The 23454-nt window shown below is 65.6% G+C and carries 20 protein-coding genes; 11 read left to right on the forward strand and 9 right to left on the reverse strand.

What is annotated here, in order from left to right:
* Positions 1-72: 72 nt before the first annotated feature.
* The 3 genes from EI171_RS37315 to EI171_RS37325 form a co-directional block, all read right to left on the reverse strand.
* Positions 73-939, reverse strand: a complete 867-nt coding sequence (locus tag EI171_RS37315; protein ID WP_161536243.1) for a L,D-transpeptidase — start codon at positions 937-939, stop codon at positions 73-75.
* A 236-nt stretch (positions 940-1175) separates the two neighbouring features.
* Positions 1176-1694 carry a hypothetical protein gene (locus EI171_RS37320; RefSeq protein WP_161536244.1) on the reverse strand — a complete coding sequence of 173 codons (519 nt, stop codon included), beginning with the start codon at positions 1692-1694 and terminating at the stop codon, positions 1176-1178.
* A gap of 37 nt (positions 1695-1731) precedes the next feature.
* Positions 1732-3279, reverse strand: a complete 1548-nt coding sequence (locus EI171_RS37325; protein WP_161536245.1) for an acetolactate synthase large subunit — start codon at positions 3277-3279, stop codon at positions 1732-1734.
* A 283-nt stretch (positions 3280-3562) separates the two neighbouring features.
* Here EI171_RS37325 and EI171_RS37330 point away from each other — a divergent pair, with 283 nt between their 5' ends.
* Together EI171_RS37330 and EI171_RS37335 are read left to right on the forward strand one after the other, a co-directional pair.
* Complete coding sequence (locus EI171_RS37330) at positions 3563-4141, forward strand: L,D-transpeptidase (RefSeq protein WP_028172955.1); 579 nt, start codon at positions 3563-3565, stop codon at positions 4139-4141.
* 284 nt (positions 4142-4425) lie between these two features.
* Positions 4426-5241 carry a DUF2927 domain-containing protein gene (locus EI171_RS37335; RefSeq protein ID WP_028172954.1) on the forward strand — a complete coding sequence of 272 codons (816 nt, stop codon included), beginning with the start codon at positions 4426-4428 and terminating at the stop codon, positions 5239-5241.
* Between the two features lie 22 nt (positions 5242-5263).
* Here the strand turns inward: EI171_RS37335 and EI171_RS37340 are convergent, their stop codons facing one another.
* From EI171_RS37340 to EI171_RS37350, 3 genes are all read right to left on the reverse strand, one after another.
* Positions 5264-6070, reverse strand: coding sequence for a class I SAM-dependent methyltransferase (locus EI171_RS37340; protein ID WP_028172953.1), 807 nt, complete (start codon positions 6068-6070; stop codon positions 5264-5266).
* 107 nt (positions 6071-6177) lie between these two features.
* The gene (locus EI171_RS37345; protein WP_161536246.1) at positions 6178-6837 is read right to left on the reverse strand and encodes a transcriptional regulator; all 660 of its coding nucleotides are present in this window, start codon (positions 6835-6837) and stop codon (positions 6178-6180) included.
* A 9-nt stretch (positions 6838-6846) separates the two neighbouring features.
* On the reverse strand, positions 6847-7974 hold the full coding sequence (locus EI171_RS37350; protein WP_161536247.1) for a threonine synthase: 1128 nt from the start codon (positions 7972-7974) through the stop codon (positions 6847-6849).
* A 375-nt stretch (positions 7975-8349) separates the two neighbouring features.
* Between EI171_RS37350 and EI171_RS37355 the strand changes: the two genes are divergently transcribed.
* The 3 genes from EI171_RS37355 (at position 8350) to upp (ending at position 11683) form a co-directional block, all read left to right on the forward strand.
* Positions 8350-9606: a GTP cyclohydrolase II gene (locus EI171_RS37355; RefSeq protein WP_161536248.1), complete on the forward strand. Its 1257-nt coding sequence runs from the start codon at positions 8350-8352 to the stop codon at positions 9604-9606.
* Between the two features lie 7 nt (positions 9607-9613).
* Positions 9614-10852: a URC4/urg3 family protein gene (locus tag EI171_RS37360; protein ID WP_161536249.1), complete on the forward strand. Its 1239-nt coding sequence runs from the start codon at positions 9614-9616 to the stop codon at positions 10850-10852.
* A 201-nt stretch (positions 10853-11053) separates the two neighbouring features.
* The gene (upp, locus tag EI171_RS37365; RefSeq protein ID WP_011089974.1) at positions 11054-11683 is read left to right on the forward strand and encodes a uracil phosphoribosyltransferase; all 630 of its coding nucleotides are present in this window, start codon (positions 11054-11056) and stop codon (positions 11681-11683) included.
* Positions 11684-11904: 221 nt separating this feature from the next.
* Here the strand turns inward: upp and EI171_RS37370 are convergent, their stop codons facing one another.
* Complete coding sequence (locus EI171_RS37370) at positions 11905-13014, reverse strand: M48 family metallopeptidase (RefSeq protein WP_161536250.1); 1110 nt, start codon at positions 13012-13014, stop codon at positions 11905-11907.
* 3 nt (positions 13015-13017) lie between these two features.
* Positions 13018-14172, reverse strand: coding sequence for a YjgN family protein (locus EI171_RS37375; protein WP_161536251.1), 1155 nt, complete (start codon positions 14170-14172; stop codon positions 13018-13020).
* A 302-nt stretch (positions 14173-14474) separates the two neighbouring features.
* Here EI171_RS37375 and EI171_RS37380 point away from each other — a divergent pair, with 302 nt between their 5' ends.
* Positions 14475-15740 carry a cytochrome P450 gene (locus tag EI171_RS37380; RefSeq protein ID WP_161536252.1) on the forward strand — a complete coding sequence of 422 codons (1266 nt, stop codon included), beginning with the start codon at positions 14475-14477 and terminating at the stop codon, positions 15738-15740.
* A 242-nt stretch (positions 15741-15982) separates the two neighbouring features.
* Entirely contained in the window at positions 15983-17257 is a 1275-nt protein-coding gene (locus EI171_RS37385; protein WP_028172946.1) for a cytochrome P450, read from the forward strand.
* A 235-nt stretch (positions 17258-17492) separates the two neighbouring features.
* On the opposite strand, the gene EI171_RS37390 is transcribed toward EI171_RS37385, so the two are convergent.
* On the reverse strand, positions 17493-18413 hold the full coding sequence (locus EI171_RS37390) for a LysR substrate-binding domain-containing protein (RefSeq protein ID WP_161536253.1): 921 nt from the start codon (positions 18411-18413) through the stop codon (positions 17493-17495).
* Between the two features lie 125 nt (positions 18414-18538).
* On the opposite strand from EI171_RS37390, the gene EI171_RS37395 reads away from it, so the two are divergent.
* From EI171_RS37395 to mdlC, 4 genes are all read left to right on the forward strand, one after another.
* Positions 18539-19708 (forward strand): acyl-CoA dehydrogenase family protein, encoded by a 1170-nt coding sequence (locus tag EI171_RS37395; protein ID WP_161536254.1) that lies wholly within the window; start codon positions 18539-18541, stop codon positions 19706-19708.
* A 10-nt stretch (positions 19709-19718) separates the two neighbouring features.
* Positions 19719-20819 (forward strand): CaiB/BaiF CoA-transferase family protein, encoded by a 1101-nt coding sequence (locus EI171_RS37400; RefSeq protein ID WP_161536255.1) that lies wholly within the window; start codon positions 19719-19721, stop codon positions 20817-20819.
* A 15-nt stretch (positions 20820-20834) separates the two neighbouring features.
* On the forward strand, positions 20835-21686 hold the full coding sequence (locus EI171_RS37405; protein ID WP_161536256.1) for a MaoC family dehydratase N-terminal domain-containing protein: 852 nt from the start codon (positions 20835-20837) through the stop codon (positions 21684-21686).
* 138 nt (positions 21687-21824) lie between these two features.
* Positions 21825-23447: a benzoylformate decarboxylase gene (gene mdlC / locus EI171_RS37410; RefSeq protein WP_161536257.1), complete on the forward strand. Its 1623-nt coding sequence runs from the start codon at positions 21825-21827 to the stop codon at positions 23445-23447.
* Positions 23448-23454: the final 7 nt, after the last annotated feature.

Here is a 23454-nt window from a genome sequence, read left to right on the forward strand (position 1 = left end):
GAAGCTGACTAAAAAGCGGCGACTTGAATTGCCTCCCTGTCTTCAGTTGCAGACCGAGGACGGAGGACTGAGCTACTGGGCCTCGGCGATCTTCGGTCCGGATGACAGCATCTGCGCGTTGGCTGCCGAGGGCCGGTTCGACGGCGATGCCGGGTCCGGCGATCGGGAAGCGGCGTCAGGCGGCGCTCCCTGGGATGGCCGACGGGCAGCGGTTGCCGGAAGCACGATCACTTTCGCTCCGACTTTCACCCGCTCATAGAGGTCCTCGACGTCCTCATTGGTCAGCCGGATACAGCCGGACGAAACCCGCTTCCCGATCGTATCGGGCTTGTTGGTGCCGTGAATTCTATATTCGGTCTCGCCCAGATACATCGCCCGGGCGCCGAGCGGGTTGCCGGGACCGCCTGCCATGAAACGCGGCAGATAAGGCTGACGCGAGACCATCTCCGCAGGCGGGCGCCAATCCGGCCATTCTGCTTTGCGAGCCACAGTCTGCTCACCGGACCATGCGAAACCTTCGCGGCCAACACCGATGCCGTAGCGCATCGCCTGCCTGTCGTTCAGAACGAAATAGAGGAATGTGTTTTGGGTATCGATGATCACAGTGCCCGGTGTCTGGTGGCTGGCGTAGTCAACCACCTGCCGGACAAGTGCGCCGGGACCGTCAGCGGCTTTTGGCGGTTCGACCAGCGGCGCCGGGGCCGGGGCCGGAATCGGAGCCGGAGCTGGCGCCGATGCATGAACCGGAGTTGCCACGTAAACCGGGGATGACGATGCCATGGCTTGGGGTGCGGACGGCTTCCCTATCGGTTGCACGCTCGCCGGGCGAGACAGCAAACCGTACCCCAACGCGGCGACGGCCACGACGCCAACTGCAACTCTCGCGGCCATCGGTAGTGCGAACGTCTTCGCCTTTCCACGTTTGGCCCGCTTGCTCATGTCTTTCCCCAGGTCACCATGCCCAAGAGAGGTACCCGGCAACATTTAAGAAACTTCGAAGCGATCCCGCTCAGACTGGAACCCGTTGACGGTGGTTAACGCCGGACTCTTGTGACGCGAAGCGGACACGCTCCGCTGTTTCGTTAACGACGGCTTCGGGTCACAAGCCCTCGCTGTTGGCCAAGCGGAGCGACTTCCGCTTTGTCCTCGACATCTGACCTTTAGAAGTACACGCCCTAACGCGCGGCGCCGAGGCCGAGCTCCGCGAGGCGCGACGCGAACCAGCGCGAGAGCGGCTCATCGACGAGGCCGCCGACATAGACCTCCGACATCGTCACATGGTGCTTGTCCAGCACCAGCAGCACGCCGATCCAACAGGCGAACCAGACATGCGGATCGGTCAGCGCCCGCAGCTTGTGCTGGTCGTGCGTCACCGACGTGTGATTACTCGCCTTGCGGATCTCGACGCTAAGCAAATTGTTCGGGATCTCGCGCTGATGCACGACGACATCGGGATAGATCGACTTGTCCAGATGGTCGTCGGTCGAGACGATGGTGCCGTGCGGCAGATGCAGCGTGCGTTCGCCGAGCCGGTCGTAGTTGCAATCGACTGACCAGCCGGCGAACTGCTTCTCCAGATGCACGGCGAAGCGATGCGTGATCGCGCGCTCGCCGATGTCCTTTTCGAACAGGAATCCTTCGTGGGCGTAGAAGTCCCGGAGCGCCGCGATCACCTTGTTCAGCTCGGTCTGCATCGTGCCCCCCGGCCCTCGGCGCTCCGTATGATACGCCCTACATCTGGACTTCGATCAGCCGCGGCCCGGGCTCGGCGACGGCTTCGGCCAGTGCCTTGTTGAACTCGTCCGCGTTGGTGACGGCGCGGCCGGGCACGCCCATGCCCTTGGCCAGCGCCACGAAATCCAGCGTCGGACGGTCGAGCCGCAGCATGTCGTTGGCGCGCTGGCCGGGCTCGCCGGCGCCGACATTGTCGAACTCGCCGCGCAGGATCTGGTAGATGCGGTTGGCGAACACGATGGTGACGATGTTGAGGTTCTCGCGCGCCTGGGTCCACAGCGACTGGATCGTGTACATCGCGCTGCCGTCGCCGACCATGGTGATCACCTTGCGGTCCGGGCAGGCGATCGCGGCGCCGATCGAGAGCGGCGTCGAGAAGCCGATCGAGCCGCCCATGTTCTGCAGCCAGTCGTGCGGCGCGGCGGCGGCCGTCGGCGGGAAGAAGGCGCGGCCGGTGGTCAGCGACTCATCGACCAGGATCGCATTCTCGGGGATCGCATAGGCGATCGACTGCGCGATCGACGCGTGGGTCAGCGCGCCGGTCGGCTTGACCAGCTCCTGCACTGCGTGCGGCTTGACGTCCTTGGCACTGGCCTTCACCGCGCCGGCGAGCGCTTCCAGCGCCGCGACCGAATTCTCGCCCCAGGAGGTCATGCGATGGACGTCGCAGCCTTCGGGCCTCAGCACGCTCGGCTTGTTCGGATAGGCGAAGAACGCCACGGGATCGTCGGACTCGACCAGCACGATATGGCGGAACTTCGCCAGCATCGGCAGCGCGTTCTCGATCACGTAGTGGATGCGATCGATCGAGAAGCGGCCGCGGCCGCGCGCCATCTTCGGACGGAAGGTCGGGCCCATCACGGTGCAGCCGGTCTTGGCCGCGATGCGCTCGGCCAGCGCGAGGCCCTGCTCGGAAAGCGCGCTGCCGGTCATCAGCAGCAGCGTGCCCTCGCCGTCGCCGTGCAGGATCTTTGCGGCCTGCTCGACCGCCTGCGGCGAATAGCTCGCGCGCTGCTGCTCGGCCGGGACCTCGGCGATGCCGTCGGCCTCGTTCCAGGCCGTGTCGGCGGGCAGGATCAGGGTCGCGATCTGCGGCGGCGCGCTTTTGGCGGCGGCAATCGCCGCGGCGCCGTCAGCGGCAACTGATTTGGAATCCGGCGAGGTGCGGACCCAGGACGACATCGGCCGGGCGAGGCCCTCGATGTCGGAGGTCAGCGGCGCGTTGTAGCCGATATGGTAGACCGCGTGCTGGCCGACGATGTTGACGATGCCGGAATTCGCCTTCTTGGCGTTGTGCAGATTGGCAAGGCCGTTGGCGAGGCCGGGGCCGAGATGCAGCAGGGTCGAGGCCGGCGTGCCCTTCATGCGGAAATAGCCGTCGGCAGCGCCCGTCACCACGCCTTCGAACAGGCCGAGCACGCAGCGCATGCCCGGGACGCGATCCAGCGCTGCGACAAAATGCATCTCGGAGGTGCCCGGGTTGGTGAAGCAGACGTCGACCCCACCCTTGACCATCGTCCGCACCAGGCTTTCCGCACCGTTCATTCTTTTTGCTCCCACAACCGGCGATTTCGAGTGATCCATCTGACCAATCATTGTTCGCGGCATCCGTCAAAGCAATAGGGGGCATCGCGGCCCTGCCCCGCGCCGCGACGCGCTGGTTTGGCTAACGCTTTTTGGCAAACTGGCCCGGTTGCCGATTTGGTAACGCCATTCGTTAAGGTTGGCTTGTTCGGAAAGGACTTGCCTCACGGGGCCGTGGCTTGCGAAATGCCGGCAAATATGGCCTGTGGCCTTCGTTGAATCGATTTTTTTGCTGGGGGAAACAATGATCCGGTTTTTTGCCGCGCCGATTGCCGCCATTGCACTGCTGACGGCCACCGCCGGCGGCGCCTTTGCCGAAGAGTTCGACTCGCGCGACATCATGGGCGGCGGCCCGAACTTCTTCCGCGGCGGCTCGAGCCCGATCCCCCGCACCACCGTCAACTACTCCGGCAACTATGCCCCCGGCACGATCGTGGTGAACACCTCCGAGCGGCGGCTCTATCTGGTGCTCCAGAACGGCCAGGCGCTGCGCTACGGCATCGGCGTCGGCCGCGACGGCTTCCGCTGGGGCGGGGTGCACAGGATCACCGCCAAGAAGGAGTGGCCGGACTGGACGCCGCCGTCGCAGATGCTGGCCCGCCGACCCGACCTGCCGCGCCACATGAAGGGCGGCATCGAAAACCCGCTCGGCGCGCGCGCGATGTATCTCGGCTCGACGCTGTACCGCATCCACGGCTCCAACGAGCCGGAGACGATCGGCCAGGCGGTCTCCTCGGGCTGCTTCCGCATGACCAACGACGACGTCAGCGACCTCTATAGCCGCGTCTCGGTCGGCACCACCGTGGTCGTGCTGAACAACTGAAGCGCAATTGCCTCCACGCACGTGGTGTGCTCCCTCTCCCGCTTGCGGGAGAGGGTTGGGGAGAGGGTCTCACCGCAACGGGACAATCCTCCAGAGGAGAGAGCCCTCACCCGCCGCTACGCGCCGACCTCTCCCGCAAGCGGGAGAGGTTGAGGGAGCCGCGGCTTCGGCTGAATCACACGAAGTCTGTCACGCTTTTGCTACAGATGATTGGCGGGAACCCGCAGGGCGCGTGAATTTGCGGTCTTGTGCGCGCGACGCGAATACGGCAGCGTCGGGTGACGATGAGCGCATTGAATCCGCCCTCGCTTTCCCTCCGCATCGCCCTCCTGGCGCTCGCAGCGCTCACCGGTGTGCCTGACACCGCTACCATGGCCGCCGCGGGCGAATTGCCCGCGATCGCCTCGCGCCAGCGCGCCGAGAAGAAGAGCTTTACCGACAGCGAGATCGTCGAGGGTTTTCTCAAGACGGCTTTCGGCGCCGAATACCACCTCGCCGGCCGCGTCGACCGCATCCGCAAGTTCGACGGGCCGGTGCGCGTGTTCGCCGAGAGCGACCGCGCCGACCGCAAGACCCAGCTCGCCAAGGTCGTCGCCGACATCGGCACGCGCGTGCAGCATCTCGACATCGCCATGGCCGGCAGCAGCGAGGCGGCGAACGTGCGGGTGAAGCTCGTGCGCGACCGCGATCTGTTCCGCACCATCTCGAGCTTCTACGGCGCGGAGAAGGCGCGCGAGATCCGCACCTCGCTCGATCCGCAATGCCTGTCCGGCTTCCGCAAGAACGACAATTTCGAGATCGAGCATTCCGACGTCATCCTCACCGTCGACAACGGCGACTTCACCTTCCTCGACTGCGCCTATGAGGAGCTGCTGCAGTCGCTCGGTCCGATCAACGATACCACGAGCGTGCCCTGGACCATGTTCAACGACAACGTCTCGATGGGCTATTTCGATGTCTACGACCAATACATCCTCAACCTGCTCTACGACCCCCGCATCAAGCCCGGCATGACCGTGCTGGAGGTCAAGGCGGTGCTGCCCGCCGTGCTCACCGACGTGCGCGCCTGGGTGAGGCGGGTGAACGATCTGAAGGAGTGAGGGATTCTTACCTCTCGCCGCCTCACACCTTCCTTGCCTTCGTCATCAGGAACTGCTGGCGCATCACGTTGTGGCCGGCATCGAAATACTCCGAGATCAGCGCCTCGAACTCGGCACGGAAGCTCTTGAGCTTGTCCGGCTCGTCCTTGTACTGGGCGACGAGCTTGATCAAGGGCCCGATCGTCGATTCCATGGTGCGGCGGAAATGCTGCGGGCTGAGTGCCGACGGCGTCATCATGTCCATCTCGAAAGAGAGATCCTTCGCTTTCCCTGCGAGACGCTCGGCGACGATCTTCGGATCGCCCCACAACACCGGTGATGCCACGCCCTCGGGCGGCGGCAGATGGCGGCCGATCATCGCGAACATCCGTCCGACATACAGATGCGGCGGCCAGGTGGAGAACGCGATCGTGCCGCCAGGCTTCAGCACGCGCAGCATCTCGCCGATGGCAACGTCCGGGCGCGGCGCGAACATGTGGCCGAACTGGCTGAGCACCACGTCGAACTCGTTGTCGCCATAGGGCAGGCTTTCCGCGTCGCCGTCGACGAAGTCGACATCGAGGTTCACCAGTTGCGCATGCTCGCGGGCGCGCTCGATCAGAACCGGCGACAGGTCGAGACCCCTCACCTTTGCCCCGCGACGCGCCGCCGTGATCGCGACAACGCCGGTGCCGCATCCGACGTCGAGCAGCCTTTGACCGGCGGCAACGCCGGCAAAACCGACGAGCTTGGCGGCGGTCGGTGTCGTGAAAACCTCCATCGGCGTGAACAGCGACCAGGCTTCCTTCTGGACAGCCTTGAAACTTGCAAACGGATCCTGCGCGGTCATGGAACTCTCCCATCGCTCGAGGTCGATCCCCATGAGGCGGGCGACGGGCGCGGAAGGTTCAACGCGGGCTGATGGTCGCGGCACTGCGTTCCGGCTGGCGGACCGCCTCACCTCGCATCGGCATACACCGTGGCGCGCGACACGCCGAGATGGGCGGCGATGATGTCGGAGGCGCGGCGCACCTGCATGCCGCCGGCATCGCGCAATTCGCGCAGCAGGGTGCGGCGGTCTTCCGTGGAGAGGGCGCGGGGCGTGGTGGCGCGGCGCGCGGCGAACCGGTCGATATGGGCGCGGATGGCGTCGGCGCCGACGGGGTTGAGGGATTCGGGCGGATTGTTTTGCGCATCGACGCTGACGAACTGGCCGATCGCGCTCTGCAAACCCTGGAACAGCGTCAGGTCGACGTTGAGGCAGAGGGCGGCGACGTATGAACCGTCCGCGCCCTTGATGCCGATCGAGGTGCTCTTGGCCTGCCGTCCGTCGGCGAAGCTGTTGGCGTAGTTCGAGATCACCTGCGCGTAGTTGGGATCGGCGATGCGGGCGAGGCCAAGCTCGGTCGCGCCCTGGCCGACCTTGCGGCCCGACAGGTTGTTGTGAATGGCGACGATCGCGTTCGTGGGATCGGTGAGATCGTGCAGCACGACCTCGCAGAACGGCGCAAAGGTCTCCCCCAGCCCCTGCGCGATCTGCTGCAACTGGTCGAACAGCAGCTTTCGTTCGGCCGTGGCCCTGCCCGATGCGGCGGACGCGGATTTGCTGCGGCTCATCGCCCGGCCCTACTGCACGAGATCGGCGACGATTGTGGCGGCCTTCAGCCCCGTGCCGGTGAGCACCGCGACCGTGGTCTCGCTCCCCTTGATGGCGCCAGCGGCGGAGAGCTTGTCCAGCGCGGCGGCTGCGCTGGCACTGGTCGGCTCGGCGAACAGGCCTTGCCGTGCAAGTCGTCGCAGGGCGGCGACGATCTCGTCCTCGGCGAGCGCAACGGTGCCGCCGCCGCTCTCGCGCAAGGCGGCGATGATCTCGCGCAGACGCAGGGGATTCTTGATCGCGGTGCCCTCGGCGATGGTCTTGCTTACCTCGCGCGCGACCGGCGTATCGACGCCGGCCTTGAAGCTCGCATCGATCGGCGAGCAGTTCTGCGGCTGTGCCGCGAACAGGCGCGGCAGCTTCGCGATCTGGCCGGCCTTCAGCAGTTCGCGGAAGCCGAAGGCGCAACCGAGCAGGCTGCTGCCGGCGCCGACGGGGACGATGACGTTGTCGGGGGCGCGGAAGCCGAGGTCTTCCCAGATTTCATAGGCGAGCGATTTGGTGCCTTCGAGGAAGAACGGCTGCCAGTTGTGGCTGGCGTAAAAAGTCTGGCTCGACTGGCGGATCGCCTCGGCCTCCGATTCCTCGCGTGGGCCTTCGACGAGCTGCACCGCCGCGCCATAGGCGCGCACCTGCGCGATCTTGGCCGGCGACGTCGAGGCCGGCGCCAGGATCTTCACGCGCATGCCGCCGGCGGCACCTAACCCCGCCATCGACGAGCCGCCATTGCCGGAGGAGTCCTCCAGAATGGCGTCGACGCCGATCTGCCGCAGGAAGGACAGCATCACCGCCGAGCCGCGGTCCTTGAAGCTGCCGGTCGGGTTGAACCATTCGAGCTTGAACAGCGGGCGCAGGTCGCCCCACTGCTGCTGCACCAGTGGCGTGCAGCCCTCGCCGAGCGTGATCGGATTCTTGATCTCGACCGGCAGCGCCGCCCGGTAGCGCCACAGCGACCGTGTGCGCGGCTCAACCTCCTCGCGGGAGATCCCGGCCCCCGGTGTCACCAGCAGCGGCGTGCGCTGGTCCGAGCACCAGCGCGGCTGGTCGAGCGGATAGAGCTTTCCGGTGCGGGGGTCGATGTAGCTGGCGGCGGGCATGGCAGACTCCATGGCAGAGATGATCTACACGATTTGTCTGATTATATACGTTCTGTCCAGTCGCAGCGCAATCGCCACAACACCTCTTGAAAACAGGAAAACCAAAACTATTTCAAATCCTTAGTCCTATCGCACGGATCGAACGGCAAGGTTCGGCCGGAGCGAGGGCGCGGAATTCACGCGGACCGGGCTGGTTCGCCGACGATGGAATTTGGCGATGAGCGCCTGCCGGGCGCATCAGCATTAACTTGTCTGTCGCGCTCGGTCGCTACAATATGTTGGATTGTGCTTGCGCCGCCGGTGCTCCGCATCGGCAACGCAAAGTGAGGCAGGCCCGTCCGAGCGGCGGGCCGTTGGCTTTTTGGGAGCCTGGACATGAGCCGCGCGAACCGTACCGATCACATCCGCCTGACCTCCCATCCGGAGCCGGGCAGGAAGGCCGCCTTTCCGATCCATTGGGGCGCAGCCGATGCGCGCACCCGCGGGCCGATCATCGGCACGGTGTCGCGCGCTGGGGATCGCAACGTGATCGGCAGCCATGGCGGCTCCTATGCGATGTACCGCGCGCTCGCCGTCTCCGCCGGGGCGCTCGATCCCATCAGGCGTCCCGACCTGACCAACACGTTTCCGGCGGCCACCATCGGGCCGTTTCCGCAATGGAACGATCCCACCAAGATCGTCGCGCTCGACCCCTGGGGGCATCTCGTCGCCGAGAATTTTGGCAAGGAGATCGCCGAGGGCTCCGACATCCGGCCGAGCATCGCGGTGACGCGCGCCCGGCTCGACCTGCCCGAGATCCGCGAGGCGCTGGCCGCAAAACGGCTGCGCGCCGACGGCGAGGTCGTGCATGCCAATGGCAGCGTGTCGGTGGTGAAGATCGCGATCGATCCGGTCTGGTATCTGCCGGGTCTCGCCGCGCGCTTCGGCACCGGCGAGACCGAGCTGCGCCGCACGCTGTTCGAGCAGACCGCCGGCATGTTCCCCGAGCTGGTGACGCGGCCGGACATGAAGGTGTTCCTGCCGCCGATCGGCGGCACCACGGTCTACATGTTCGGCGACGTCAGCAAGCTGCCCGACCATCGCACCAAGATCACCTGCCGCGTCCATGACGAGTGCAACGGCTCCGACGTGTTCGGCTCCGACATCTGCACCTGCCGGCCCTATCTCATCCACGGCATCGAGGAATCCGCGCGCGGCGCGCAGGAGGGCGGGCTCGGGCTCGTCGTCTACAACCGCAAGGAAGGCCGCGCGCTCGGCGAGGTCACGAAATTCCTGGTCTACAACGCCCGCAAGCGCCAGGAGGACGGCGATGCCGCCGCCGCCTATTTCGAGCGGACCGAATGCGTCGCCGGCGTGCAGGACGCGCGCTTCCAGCAATTGATGCCGGATACCATCCACTGGCTGGGGCTGAAGCGCATCGACCGCTTCCTGTCGATGAGCGACATGAAGCACGACGCGCTGACCTCGCAGGGCATCGACATCGTCGAGCGCGTGCCGATCCCGCCGGAGCTGATTCCCGCCGACGCCTATGTCGAGATCGCGGCCAAGAAGGCTGCCGGCTACTACTCGACCGACATCGCGCCGGAGAAGGACGTCAACGGCGTGGTCGGGCGTTCGCTGGAAAAATACTGATCGATTGATGGCGGACACCGGAGAACAACAGGCCCGCTCGCTGCTCACCGCAACAGCGGTTCGCGCGCGCGCCGGGCAGATGCTCGAGCTTGGCCTCAAGGGCGGGCTCAGCCACTTCACGATCGATCTCGACCGCATGGACGGCGTTGCGGACGCGGTGCTCGCGGTCACGCGAAAAGCCTATCCGACGCTGGACGTCCCCTTCCACGCCCGCTGGCGGCATTTTGTGCTCGGCGGCGCCGATCGCTGGGCGCGCCTTGCCGACGCCGCGTCGTGGCCGGATCGCGCGGCGCGGGCGCGCGCGGAGTTCGACGTTGCCATCGTCAGCGTGCTGCTCGATGCCGGCGCCGGCGCTGCCTGGCGCTATCGTGACGCGGTGACGGGCGAAAGCATCGGCCGGTCCGAGGGGCTTGCGATCGCGAGCCTCGACATGTTCGCAAGCGGGCTCTTCTCCAGCGATGCCCGCGCGCCGTTCAGGGCCGACGCCGACGTGCTCGCAAAACTGCCGCTTGCCGCCCTCACCTCTGCGTTTCAGGTCAGCGACGCCAATCCGCTGCTCGGCCTCGACGGACGCACGGATCTGCTGCGGCGTCTGGGCAAGCAGGTGGCGGACCGCGCCGAGGTTTTCGGCCTGCACGATACGCCGCGGCCCGGCGGATTGTTCGACCACATCGCGGCGCAGGCTGTGGGCGGCGCCATCGCCGCGCCCGCGATCCTGTCCGCGGTGCTGAACCAGCTCGGGCCGATCTGGCCGTCGCGGCTGGAGCTTGCAGGGATTCCGCTCGGCGATTGCTGGCGCCATCCGGCGATCAAGGCGGATGATGCGACCGCCGGCCTCGTGCCCCTGCACAAGCTGTCGCAGTGGCTGAGCTATTCGCTGATCGAGCCGCTCCAGCGTGCCGGCTTCGCGATCACCGACATTGACGGCCTGACCGGACTTGCCGAATACCGCAATGGCGGCCTGTTCGTCGATCACGACGTACTGCGCCTCCGCGATGCCGCTGATGCCGGGCGCGCGCATGCGGTGGATTCCCTGCTCGTCGTGGAATGGCGCGCGCTGACCGTCGCGTTGCTGGATCGTCTTGCCGAACTGGTTCGTACCAAGCTCGGCCGCACGCCTGACACCTTGCCGCTCGCCAGCATCCTGGAAGGCGGCACCTGGGCCGCGGGCCGCGCCATCGCCTTCGCACGCCGTCCCGACGGTTCGCCGCCGCTCAAGGTGATCAGCGACGGCACGGTTTTCTGACCCTCTCCCCCTGTGGGAGAGGGTGGCTTCGCGAGAGCGAAGCCGGGTGAGGGGTATGTCTCTGCGGGCACATCTCTCACCGGAGTTTGCTGAAACAGACCCCTCATCCGGCGCTTCGCGCCACCTTCTCCCACAAGGGGAGAAGGAAGAAGCGCCGGCTGGTTGCATTTCAATCAACGCGCATTTCGTTAGGAGCGTTACATGGAAGGCGTCACGATCGTCGATCATCCGCTGGTGCAGCACAAGCTGACGCTGGTGCGGGACAAATCCATCTCGACCAAGTCGTTTCGCGAGCTGATCAAGGAGATCGGCATGCTCCTGTGCTACGAGGTGACGCGCGACCTGCCGCTCGCCGATACCGTCATCGAGACGCCGCTGGCGACGATGCACTCGGCCAAGATCGCCGGCAAGAAGCTGGTGTTCGTGCCGATGCTGCGCGCCGGCACCACCTTCGTGGACGGCATGATGGACCTGGTGCCGACCGCCCGCGTCGCGCATATCGGACTCTACCGCGAGCCGCACAGTTTTGCCGCGGTCGAATATTTCTTCAAATCGCCGTCCGATCTCGGCGAGCGGCTTGCGATCGTGGTGACACCGGTGGTCGCCACCGCCAACACGGCCGTGGCCGCCATCGACCGGCTCAAGGAGCGCGGCGCCAAGGACATTCGCCTCGCCTGCCTGATCGCCGCGCCGGAAGGGTTGGAGCGGCTGCGCGGATTGCATCCGGACGTGCCGATCTGGACGGCCGCGGTGGACGAAGGTCTCGACGAGAACGGCTTTATTTTGCCGGGCCTCGGAGACGCCGGCGACCGCGCCTACGGGACGAGATAAGAGCGAAGCCTAAAGCACGATGAGATTAGGTTTGATGCAGCAACGAAGGGGCTGCGCTCCCTCTCCCGCTTGCGGGGGAGGGCTGGGGTGGGGGTGTCTCCGCAAGCGAGAACCCCTGTGTGGAGAGAACCCTCACCCGCCGCTTCGCGCCGACCTCTCCCGCAAGCGGGAGAGGTTGGAACGAGCCCGCGGCCAATCGATTCAACTCAAAGCCATCCGCTCTAGATCTTCCCGCTGCCGCAAATGCCCTTCAGCGCCCGCCACTCCGCATCTGTCAGCAGCGGCGGGCCGCTGACGGGACGATCTTCCTTGGTCATGCGGGCGAGACGGTCCTCGGTCAGCGGGTGGCTCGACAGGATCGTGAAACCGCTGCCGCCTTCCTTGCCGGTGATGCGGAACATCAGCTCGGCCGAGGGCTTCGGCGAGCGGCCGAGCGCGTGCATGATGTCGATGGCGAAGGTGTCGGCGCCGGTCTCGGCCTCGCGCGAATAGGAGGCCTCGACCACGCTGCGCGAGGCGAAGATCACGGCGGATGAGCCGGTGACGTCGCCGAACAGCAGGCCGATCAGGAACGAGGTGCCGCCGTTGTAGATCAGGCCGCGCATGTTGTCGTGATGCTTGAGATGGCCGAGCTCGTGGGCGAGGATGCCGGCAAGCTCGTCGGGGCTTTCGGCCCTGTCGAGCAGGCCCTGCAGCAAGAACACCTTGCCGCCGGGCAGCGCGAACGCGTTCGGCACCGGGGTCGGCAGCACGCCCGCGGTCATGGAATCGTCGTCGAGGCCGGCGGCATCGCGCAAGCGGTTGACCAGTTTTGTGAACGCGGCCTTGCCCGCGGGGTCTTCGCACGTGCGGCCGCCGAAGATGGTCTTCACCTGGACCTCGGACGCATCGCCAATGCGGCGCTCGAGCGGCTTCGGCACCAGCGGCGCGAGGCGATCGGCAGCGAGCGGCACGCCGAACAGCACGACACAGACGATCGAGACGGCAGCGGCCACCGACCAGCCGACGATTTTCGCGATACCGCGGCGCGTGGTCTGGTGCTCGTCGAGACGCATGCAGCGGACGCTCACGTCTGCCGCGAGTGCAGTATCGCGAATCTCCAGCCGTGCCAGCGGCGGCGCGGACGTCGAGGCCAGACGCAGGATACCGGCCGGACTGTCGGCACGCCGAATGTCGGCATAGGCCCAGCGAACGGGCGTCGCGCCCTCTTCAACGATCTCGAGCGCATCACCGAGCGTCAGCGTCACCTGCCGCCTGCGGCTCGACACGCCGTCGAAGTAGATCGTCGGCTTTGCGGACTGCGCCGGAGCCTCGGTGGACAACTCACTCACAGATCAGAATCCCGCGACATCGAGCCCATCGGCAAAGCCTTCGCCGAGCGCGCTGGCGAGCTCGCCGCCGCCGCGCACATCCGCCGCGGCTCCGATGTTATGCACCTCGACGGTCTCCAGCACCTTGGCCCAGAGATCGCGCTGAAGATAGACCCGCATGATGATGTTGATCGCAAGCGCCAGGGCGAAATAGCCGATGACCATCATCGCCAGCATCGGAATACTCTTGGCGGTATTGTCGGGGCCGAACACCTGCTCGACCGGAAGGCCGCTCAGCTTGACGACGAGCATGGTGGCACCGCCGAGATAGGCGGCGAAAATGATCGAGAGCAGCATCCACCAGCCGATCACCTTCCAGTACAGGCCGTAGAATGCGTTATGCGGCAGCTCCGAGGACAGGCTGACGCCGCCGATGCGGATGCCGTCCAGCCACCAGCGCCATTCGCGCGCCTTGAACTCGGCATAGAAGAACGGGGCGAGCGGGAAGATGACCAGCGCGATCGGGCTGAGCAGCCAGAGCCACCAGCCGCGCTTGAAGAACGTCCAGCCATCGCCTTCGAAATCGCCGGAGAGATCACCGTAATGGGTGTGCTGCATCTTGTAGCGTTCGAGCGAAGCCTCGCGCCAGGGCAGCGCCAGGCCGAGCGTCAGGAACACCAGCAGGCCCCACAGCATGGCCCGGAACGAATAGGCCCAGCCCGAGCCATCCATCCAGAACCGTACGCCGCGCCAGACCGTGCGGGTCAGGCGATAGCGCCGCGCGCGAAAGATCGCGAACTGGCCGAAGGCATAAAAGCTGATGAAGAGCGGCGTCGAGGCAAAGCCCTGCCAGCGCTCGAACTCGATACCGATGAGGAAATAGGCGAGATAGATCGGCACGAGGATCGCCAGCGCGAACAGAAAGCCGATCAACAGCTCCTTGCCCCGGCCGGTATATTCGGCGGCGTCGCCGTCGATCGACGTGTTCGACCACAAGTGACGGCGGATGTCGGTGACGAGCCAGAACCGGTAGAAGCCGAAAGTGACCAGCTCCAGCATGGCACCCTTGGTGACCATTTTGCGGAACGCGGAGCGGTCGCCGGCGAAGTCGACGCGCGTGGGCGGCAGTGGCGGCGGGACGGGCTCGGAGCCGATAGGGGCCCATTGCATGTCGTTCACGGCGGCAACCTCGGGATGTTGGCCTGCTGCGGTCAAACTATAGATCAGAGATTGGTCGATCCCCAAGACGGGCGGGTTCGATTTACCCCGATTCAAGTCGGTTTCTGGCACGTTTCCCGGTCCGCCGGCGTGCGGGGGATCACGTTGACACATCTACGTGACGGGCCCCGGATGCTCACGCAAAGGTTGGATGTGGCAAAACTCGCCCTTGCCCCGACGCAGACAACCGGCTGTAATTGCAAATCAAATACCGCAGCGCAGAATTCAACGAGAACGCGCGGTTCACGTCAGGGAGAGCGGTCATGCACGGGACCATCGAAAGCACGGCAAAGCTCGATGCATTGCGCGAGCGCGCCACGTCACTGCCGCTGGAGCAATTCGATCCCGGCGATCCTGAATTGTTCAGGACCGATACGTTCTGGCCCTATTTCGATCGCCTGCGCCGTGAAGACCCCGTGCACTACTGCAAGGACTCGATGTTCGGGCCGTACTGGTCGGTGACGCGCTACAACGACATCATGGAGATCGAGACCAACCATTCGGTGTTCTCCTCGGCCTCCGCGCTCGGCGGCATCACCATCCGCGACATCGATCCCGACCTGCGCCGCGAAAGCTTCATCTCGATGGACCCGCCGCGCCATGCGGCACAGCGCAAGACCGTGGCGCCGATGTTCACGCCGACGCATCTGGACAATCTCGCGCTCAACATCCGCGCCCGCTCGGCCGAGTGCCTCGACAATCTGCCGCGCGGCGAGGTGTTCGACTGGGTCGACCGCGTCTCGATCGAGCTCACCACGCAGATGCTGGCGGTGCTGTTCGACTTCCCCTGGGAGGACCGCCGCAAGCTGACACGCTGGTCGGATGTCGCCACCACCATTCCCGGCCCCGACGGCCTCGTCGCCACCGAAGACGAGCGGCAGGCCGAGCTGACCGAATGCGCCGGTTATTTCGCGCGCCTGTGGAAGGAGCGCATCGAACAGCCTCCTAAGAGCGACCTGCTTTCCATGATGGCGCATGGCGCGGCGACGCGCGACATGGACGCGAAGAACTTCCTCGGCAATCTCGTCCTTTTGATCGTCGGCGGCAACGACACCACCCGCAACACCATGTCGGGCTCGATCTACGCGCTGAGCCAGCATCCGGAGCAATATCGCAAGCTGCGCGAGAATCCGGCGCTACTCGACAGCTTCGTGCCGGAAGTGATCCGCTGGCAGACGCCGCTGGCGCATATGCGCCGCACCGCACTCTCCGACTTCGAGTTCCGCGGCAAGCAGATCAAGAAAGGTGACAAGGTCGTGATGTGGTACGTCTCGGGCAACCGCGACGAGGAGGCGATCGAGAAGCCCTACGATTTCATCATCGACCGCGCCCGCCCGCGCACGCATCTGTCCTTCGGCTTCGGCATCCACCGCTGCGTCGGCTTGCGGCTTGCCGAACTCCAGCTCAAGATTATCTGGGAAGAGATCCTCAAGCGCTTCGATCATATCGACGTGGTCGGCGAACCCAAGCGGGTCTATTCGAGTTTCGTAAAGGGACTTGAAACCTTGCCGGTGAAGATTGCGGCGTAGATTCGCAGTAAGATGAGCGTGAACGACATCCACAAGGAAGCTGCGCCCCCTCTCCCGCTTGCGGGGGAGGGCTGGGGTGGGGGTGTTTCCGCGGGCGAGAGCCCCCAAGAGGAAAGAGCCCTCACCCGGCGCTACGCCATAGCCGAGGCTGCGCCTCGGCGTTCTAAGTGGACGGCCGCCGAAGGCGGCCTATGCCTCTCCCGCAAGCGGGAGAGGTTAGAAAAACAACTGGAGCCACGACCATGAACATCCAGACACCGGTTAAAGTGGACAAGGCCGAACGCATGCGCAGGGCGCGCGAGGAAGCCTACGCGACCCCGCTCGCGCAGTTCCACCCCGGCGCCCCCAGGCTGTTCCAGGACGACACGCTGTGGCCGTGGTTCGAGCGGCTGCGCAAGGAAGAGCCGGTGCATTACTGCACCAACGCGCCGATCGAGCCGTACTGGTCGGTGGTGAAATACAACGACATCATGCATGTCGACACCAATCACGGCATCTTCTCCTCCGACTCGACGCTCGGCGGCATCTCGATCCGCGACGTGCCGGAAGGCTACGACTATCCGAGCTTCATCGCGATGGACCAGCCCCGGCATTCGGCACAGCGCAAGACGGTGTCGCCGATGTTCACGCCGACGCATCTGGACGAGCTGGCAAAGTTGATCCGCCAGCGCTCGCAGACCGTGCTCGACAACCTGCCGCGCAACGAGACCTTCAACTTCGTCGAACGCGTCTCGATCGAATTGACGACGCAGATGCTGGCGACGCTGTTCGACTTCCCCTGGGAGGAACGGCGCAAGCTGACCCGCTGGTCCGACGTCTCGACCGCGCTGCCCAAGAGCGGCATCGTCGCCTCGGCCGAAGAGCGCCGCCGCGAGATGGACGAATGCTACGCCTACATGTCCAAGCTGTGGAACGAGCGCGTCAACTCCGCCCCGCGCAACGATCTGTTGTCCCTGATGGCCCATAACGACGCCACGCGCTTCATGGACCCCGACAACCTCATGGGCAACATCATCCTGCTCATCGTCGGCGGCAACGACACCACGCGCAACACCATGACCGGCTCGGTGCTGGCGCTGAACGAGAACCCCGAGCAATACGACAAGCTGCGCGCCAACCCTGCGCTGATCGAATCCATGGTGCCGGAGGTGATCCGCTGGCAGACCCCGCTCGCCCATATGCGGCGCACCGCGCTGCAGGATACCGAGATTGGCGGCAAGCAGATCAAGAAGGGCGACCGCGTCGTGATGTGGTACGTCTCCGGCAACCGGGACGAGGAGGCGATCGACCGCCCGAACGAGTTCATCATCGACCGCCCGCGACCGCGCACCCACCTCTCCTTCGGCTTCGGCATCCACCGCTGCGTCGGCATGCGCCTCGCCGAACTCCAGCTCAAGATCGTCTGGGAGGAGATGCTGAAGCGCTTCGACCGCATCGAGGTGGTTGGCGAGCCCAAGCGGATCTATTCGAGCTTCATCAAGGGGTATGAGTCGCTGCCGGTGAGGATTCCGGGGTAGCGATTACGCCGTCCTTGCGGCGCATTCGACTTTATCCCCTCACCCTGAGGAGCGCGCTCTTTCGCGCGCGTCTCGAAGGGCGAGGCCGAGAGCCGGGCCTGCATCCTTCGAGACGCGCGAAGACGCGCTCCTCAGGATGAGGATCGGGCCCCTGGCCCAGCTATAAAATTCCGGCATGACAGGTCGCGCCAGATACGAAGGCAAGATGGCGCGCGGCTGTTCTACGACACGGCATCTAACTCAACTTGATGTCCCACAGGCCTTCCTTGCGGCAGGCGGCGACCTCCTCGCGCAGGAGCGCGGTGATGGCCAGCGAGGCCGTCGAGGCCGGGCGGTCGATCGGAGAAGCGAAAATGAGCTCGCGCGTCATCGGCCTGGACACGACAGCGGTTTCCAGCCGCCCGTCCGCGACCTCGCCGTGGACCGACGAGGGCGGCAGCAGCGCGAAACCGAGCCCCTCCTCCACGAGGCTCGTCAGCACGCGAAACGAATCCGCCTCGAGCTGGACGTTGAGCTTGATCTTGCGCTGGGCGGCGGCGTGCTCGATCAACGCACGGAGGCCGTGGGAATGACTGGGCAGCACCAGCCGCTGCCGGAGCAGCCAGCCGATCTCGACGCTCTTCTTGCGCGCGAGGCCGCAGCCGCGCGGGCCGACCGCGACGATGTTGTCGCGGCCGAGGCTCTGCACGTTGAGATGCAGATCGGCCGAGCGGCCATAGAGGATGGCGAGATCCATCTCGCCGCGGTGCAGCCATTCGACCAGGTGGCCGCTGTAGCTCTCGACAATGCGCAGCGAAATGCCGGGAAATGTCTCGACGCAGCGCCGCGCGAAGCGCGCCGACAGCACGCAGCTCACGGTCGGAACCAGGCCAAGCACGACCTGGCCGGACGGCGGCCCCTTGGCCGACTGGATGTCGTCGCGGATCTGGTCGATCTGCCGCACGATGCCGGAGGTGCGTGCGAGCAGAAGCCGCCCGGCCTCGGTCAGCACCATGCCGCGGCCGTTGCGCGTGAACAGCTCGACGCGCAGCTCGTGTTCCAGAAGCTTGATCTGGCGGCTGAGCGCCGGCTGCGCCACGCGCAGCGTGTCGGACGCCTTGGAGAGGCTGCCGAGCTCCGCCACGCAACTGAAGGTCCTGAGCTGCCGGAAATCCATGCTTGCCAATCCTCGAAGGCTACTCCATACGCTATAGCAAATGAGCATAGGGGGCGGGCGTTGTTTTCACAACGCCAGAGGATCGGCCGGCGTTATCTTAACTGCCGCTACAATTGGGAAACGCCATGAGTGAAGAACACCACAGCGAAGATCACGCCGACATCCGCGAGGCCGTCGCAAAGCTCTGCGCGCAGTTTCCCGGCGAATACTGGCGCAAGCTCGATCGCGAGATGGCCTATCCGAAGGCCTTCGTCGACGCGCTGACCGAGGCCGGGTATCTCTCGGTGCTGATCCCCGAGGAATATGGCGGCGCGGGCCTGAAGCTTTCCGCGGCGGCCGCGATCCTCGAAGAGATCCAGCGCGCAGGCTGCAATGGCGGCGGCTGCCACGCCCAGATGTACACGATGGGCACGGTGCTGCGGCACGGCAATGCCGAGCAGAAGGCAAAATATCTGCCGAAGGTCGCCAGCGGCGAATTGCGCCTGCAGGCCTTCGGCGTCACCGAGCCGACCAGCGGCACCGACACCTCCTCGCTGAAGACCTTTGCGCGCAAGGAAGGCAACGACAGCTACATCGTCAACGGCCAGAAAATCTGGACCAGCCGCGCCGAGCATTCCGACCTGATGGTGCTGCTGGCGCGCACCACGCCGAAGGAGCAGGTCAAGAAGCGCACCGACGGCCTTTCCGTGTTCATCGTCGACATGCGCGAGGCCAAGAACAACGGCCTCGAGATCCGCCCGATCCGCACCATGATGAACCACGCCACCACCGAAGTGTTCTTTACCGACATGAAGGTGCCGGCGGAGAATCTGATCGGCGATGAAGGCAAGGGCTTTCGCTACATCCTCTCCGGCATGAATGCCGAGCGCATCCTGATCGCGGCCGAATGCGTCGGCGACGCCAAATGGTTCATCGCCAAGGCCACGAACTATGCCAAGGAGCGCAGCGTTTTCGGCCGGCCGATCGGCCAGAACCAGGGCATCCAGTTTCCGATCGCGAAAGCCTACGCCTCGATGCGCGCGGCCGAGCTGATGGTGAGGGAAGCCACCCGCAAATACGAAGCCGGACTCGACTGCGGCGCGGAAGCCAACATGGCCAAGATGCTGGCGGCGGATGCGTCCTGGGAAGCGGCCAATGCCTGCATCCAGACCCATGGCGGCTTCGGCTTTGCCGAGGAATACGACGTCGAGCGCAAATTCCGCGAGACGCGGCTCTACCAGGTGGCGCCGATCTCGACCAATCTGGTGCTGTCCTACGTCGCCGAGCATGTGCTCGGCATGCCCCGCTCGTACTGAGGCAGCAATCATGGGAGCACTTGACGGGATCAGGGTGATTGCGGTCGAGCAGGCGGTGGCGGCGCCGTTCTGCTCCTCGCGCCTAGCGGATGCCGGCGCGGAGGTGATCAAGATCGAGCGGCCGGAAGGCGATTTCGCCCGCGGCTATGATGCGGCGGCCAAGGGCCAGAGCAGCTATTTCGTCTGGCTCAACCGCGGCAAGCAGTCGGCGGTGGTCGACCTCGCCACCAAGGAAGGCTGCGCCGAACTGGAGAAGCTGATCGCGAGCGCCGACGTGCTGATCCAGAACCTCAAGCCGGGCTCGATGGACAAGCTCGGCTTCTCGCGCGAGCGGCTCTTGAAGGACTATCCGAAGCTGATCTCGTGCACGATCACCGGCTATGGCGACGAGGGTCCCTACGCGCACCGCAAGGCCTATGACCTCCTCATCCAGGCCGAGAGCGGGCTTGCCTCCATCACCGGCAACCCTGATGGCGCCTCGCGCGTCGGCATGTCCATTGTCGACGTCGCGACCGGCGCCACCGCGCATGCGGCGATCCTGGAGGCGCTGATCGCGCGCGGGCGCACCGGCAAGGGCGCAGACATTCGCATCTCCATGTTCGACGTCATGGCCGACTGGTGCACCGTGCCGCTGCTCAACTCGGAGGCCGGCAATCCGCCGAAGCGCATGGGGCTGCGTCATCCCTCGATCGCGCCCTATGGCGTGTTCACCTCGCAAGACGGCAAGGACATCCTGATCTCGATCCAGAGCGAGCGGGAATGGAAGACGCTGTGCGCGAAGGTGCTTGACCAGCCCGACCTGCCGGCCGATCCGCGCGTCGCCAACATGGTGGAGCGCGTGCGCAACCGCGATTTCACCGACAAGACGGTGGCCGATGCCTTCGGCAAGATGACGCGCGACGAACTGCTGAAGCGGCTGTCGGATGCCGACATCGCCTTTGCCGAGGTCAACACCATGGCCGACCTCACCAACCACCCGCATCTGCGCCGCATCGAGGTGGACACGCCGAACGGCCGCGTCAGCTATCCCGCACCGGCGCCGATCATCGTCGGCGAAACGCGCAGCTATGGTGCCGTGCCTGGCATCGGCGAACGTCCATCCAAGAAATAACAAGAGCGAGGCATCATGACCGGGAAGCTCGACATCGATCACTTGCGGCAATGGATCGGCCGCAGCACGGAGGCCACCGACATCGTTACCGCGCAGCTCGTCATGGGCCTGCGCGCGACGCTGTTCCAGGAGGTCGGCGAGCCCAAAAAGGGCGATGCCGCACCGTTCACGGTGCACTGGTGCCTGGCGCAGCCGGTGTTTCCGATGTCGATGCTCGGCCCCGACGGCCACCCGACCCGCGGCGGCTTCCTGCCGCCGGTGCCGCTGCCGCGCCGGATGTGGGCCGGCGGCGAGATCGAATTTTTGCAGCCGCTCTGCGTCGGCGATGAATCGACGCGGACCTCGCGCATTGCCGACGTCACGGTGAAGACGGGCTCGACGGGCACGCTGTGCTTCGTCGCGGTCGAGCACACCGTGACCTCGCCGCGCGGCGTTGCCATCCGCGAGCGGCAGGACATCGTCTATCGCGAGATGACGAGCGGCGCGCCCGCTGGCGCCAAGGCCCCGCCTCCGCCGCCGAAGGCGCAGCATCGCGAGACCCATGTCTCCGATCCCGTGCTGCTGTTCCGCTATTCCGCGCTGACCTTCAACGGCCACCGCATCCATTACGACCGCGACTACGTCACCAAGGTCGAAGGCTATCCGGGCCTGATCTTCCACGGCCCGCTGCAGGCGGCGCTCATCATCGAGCTGGCGGCGAAATTGCGGGGCGGCAAGGCGCCGAAGAAGTTTACCTATCGCGGGCTTCAGCCGCTGTTCGAGGGCACCGAGTTCTCCATCAATGCCAATGACAGCGGCGAGAGCATGGAGCTGTGGACCGCGAACGCCGAGGGGCAGCCGACGATGAAGGGCACGGCGGTGTGGTGATAGATACACCGTCATTCCGGGGCGGTCCGCAGGACCGAACTATGGTGCGCAATTACGCACCTGAGAATCTCGAGATTCCGGGTTCGCTTCGCGCCCCGGAATGACGAGCCAAACAATAGGCACGCGGGAACGGAAATCATGTCCAAGAACGGCAAGACCGGCAGCAAGTCCGTCACCGTCAAGCAGGCCACGCTCGACCTGCTGCGCTCCTTCGGCATCGACAGGGTGTTCGGCAATCCCGGCTCGACCGAGCTGCCGTTCCTCAGCGACTGGCCCGACGACATCGACTACGTGCTGGCGCTCCAGGAAGCCTCCGCGGTCGGCATGGCCGATGGCTACGCGCAGGCGACGCGCAATGCCGGATTCGTCAATCTGCATTCGGCGGCTGGCGTCGGCAACGCGCTCGGCAACATCTACACAGCACACCGCAACCAGACGCCGCTCGTGATCACCGCGGGCCAGCAGGCGCGCTCGATCCTGCCGCTCCAGGCGTTCCTCTATGCCGAGCGCGCGTCGGAGTTTCCGCGGCCCTACGTCAAATACAGCGTCGAGCCGGCGCGGCCCGAGGACGTGCCGGCCGCAATCGCGCGCGCCTATTATACCGCGATGCAGCCGCCCTGCGGGCCGACCTTCGTCTCGATCCCGATCGACGACTGGACGCATGCCACGGCGCCGATCGAGGCGCGCAAGGTCAGCCGCGAGATCGGACCCGAGCCGGAAGCAATGAAAGCGCTGGTCGCGGCGTTCGGTTCAGCCAAGCACCCTGCCCTCGTCGTCGGCCCCGGCGTCGACCGCGCCGGCGCGGTCGATCTGATGGTGCGCGTCGCCGAGAAGGCCAAGGCTTCCGTCTGGGTCAGCCCGTTCTCGGCGCGATGCTCGTTCCCCGAGCGTCATCCGCAGTTCGCCGGCTTCCTCCATGCCTCGCCGGCGCAACTCTCCGACGCGCTGCGTGAGCACGATCTCGTCGTCGTGGTCGGCGCACCCGTGTTCACCTTCCATGTCGAAGGGCATGCCGCAATCTTCGACGGCGGCGCGACGATCTTCCAGATCACGGATGATCCGGATGCCGCAGCCGTGACGCCGGTCGGCACCAGCATCGTCGCCACGATGAAGCCGGCGCTGAGCCTGCTGCTCGACCTGCTGGCGGAGAGCAAACGGGCGACGCCCAAAGGCCGCACGCTGCCGCCGGCGCCGCAGGCCGCCGATCCGCTGCCGGTCGAATTCCTGCTGCACTCTCTGTCGCAGGCGATGCCCGACGGCGCATCGCTGGTCGAGGAAGTACCCTCGCACCGGCCGGCGATGCAGAAGTTCATGCCGATGCGCGGCCAGGACAGTTTTTACACCATGGCGAGCGGCGGCCTCGGCTACTCGCTGCCGGCGGCGGTCGGCATGGCGCTCGGCAAGCCGAAGAGCCGCACCGTGTGCCTGATCGGCGACGGCTCGGCGATGTATTCGATCCAGGCGCTGTGGACCGCCGCGCAACGCAAGCTGCCGCTGACCGTCGTCATCATCAACAATTCCGGCTACGGCGCGATGCGCTCGTTCAGCCAGGTGATGCAGGTGAGGAACGTGCCCGGGCTGGAGCTGCCGGGCATCGATTTCGTACGGCTTGCGGAGGGCATGGGCTGCCACGCGGTGCGGGTGAGCAAGGCGGCAGAGCTGGGCGAAGCGCTGAAGCGCGGGATGGCGTTTGAGGGCACGAGCCTCGTCGAGGTCATCGTGGATTCGGCGGTGCCGGTGCTGTACGGGCAGAAGCATTAGGGACGCG

It is taken from the genome of Bradyrhizobium sp. LCT2, from assembly GCF_009931255.1.
GTDB lineage: Bacteria > Pseudomonadota > Alphaproteobacteria > Rhizobiales > Xanthobacteraceae > Bradyrhizobium > Bradyrhizobium diazoefficiens.